Here is a 1,381-nt window from a genome sequence, read left to right as displayed (position 1 = left end):
TCGCCGCCAGCTACCTCGAGCTGCCGCTGGTACAGAACCTGGCGACGCTGAAGACCTTCCTGCGCACCTCACCGCAATGGCTGATCGTGCGTTTCAGCAACCGCCAGGGACTGAGCGCCCAGGTATACAAAGAGTTGCGCAACTGCAGTTACGAGCACTGGCCCACCCTGGCCGACATGGCCGAGGAACGCACCCTGAGCATCGCCAGCTTCCGCCGCCAGCTGCAACGAGAGGGTTTCTCCTTCCAGGAACTGAAAGACGAGGTACGCCGCGCCATCGCCTTCGAGTGCCTGCGCAACACCGACCTGAGCATCACCGCGATCGCCGAGAAGGCCGGCTTCTGCGAGGCCAGTGCGTTTCACCGGGCATTCAAGCAATGGACCGGCGAGAGTCCCGGCCATTACCGGATGAAGTGGCACAGCGGCGAATAGCGGCGCCCACCAGCCTGCCTGTCAAGCAGCTGGGCATCAACCACGCACTTGCGCGAGCACAGCTACGAGTGACGGCCAGGCAGATTGTCGACAATGCTCCGCCCGCTGCGGTCATGAGCAGTTCATCCCCGCGTCCCGTCCTACAGCATCATGACGACCTCATCCCAGGCTACGACCCTTGCACTTGGGCGCTGACATGCAGGCGCTGCAGCACGCCGCCAACCAAGACCGCCCGGTCATCGACATTGTCGACACTTTCTAAAAATAAAATTGACCATGTGCTTTTTTCTGGGTAATTTTCAACACAAATCAGCGATGTGTTGACACTACGACGAATATCGCCATGCCATGAGCCACCATTGATGGCGACTCAGGAACCGTTTTTACGGCGCCGGTGGCGGACTGTTTGCACACTCTTCGGCAAGACTGAACGGCCGCGGCAACCAGATCGGCAAGTTGCGTGCATGCCGTCATGGCATCCGGCGTCGCGTTGCACGAGGCCATTCATCTACACATCACGACGCGATATCGCACGCCATTACCAGGGCATGCAATTCACAACAGCCAAGCCCAGAGGGTGAGTCATGAGTCAGCTTTCCAGCCAGAGCAGTCCCGGCCAGCGTTTTCGCGATGCCGTTGGCGCAGAACATCCCCTGCAGGTCGTCGGCGCGATCAACGCCAACCATGCCTTGCTGGCCCAGCGCGCCGGGTTCAAGGCGATCTACCTGTCCGGTGGCGGCGTGGCGGCGGGCTCCCTCGGTCTGCCGGACCTGGGTATCACCGGGCTGGATGACGTGCTCACCGACGTGCGCCGCATCACCGACGTCTGCAACCTGCCGCTGTTGGTGGATGTCGACACCGGCTTCGGCTCTTCGGCCTTCAACGTGGCGCGTACCGTCAAGTCGATGATCAAGTTCGGCGCCGCGGCGATTCACATCGAGGACCAGGTC

At 61.3% G+C, this 1,381-nt stretch carries 2 protein-coding genes; both read left to right on the top strand.

All coding sequences use genetic code 11. The features are described 5' to 3' along the window. Positions 1-431: helix-turn-helix transcriptional regulator (locus G9C89_RS24860; RefSeq protein WP_172153367.1), on the top strand; the 431-nt coding region annotated here is incomplete at its 5' end. Positions 432-1,015: 584 nt separating this feature from the next. Continuing rightward, positions 1,016-1,381 (top strand): isocitrate lyase/phosphoenolpyruvate mutase family protein (locus G9C89_RS24855; protein WP_172153365.1); only part of this gene is annotated, 366 nt, incomplete at its 3' end.

This window comes from Pseudomonas tumuqii (assembly GCF_013184545.1).
In the GTDB taxonomy this organism is placed as follows: domain Bacteria; phylum Pseudomonadota; class Gammaproteobacteria; order Pseudomonadales; family Pseudomonadaceae; genus Aquipseudomonas; species Aquipseudomonas tumuqii.
This window is presented reverse-complemented; position numbering and strand designations above follow the sequence as displayed.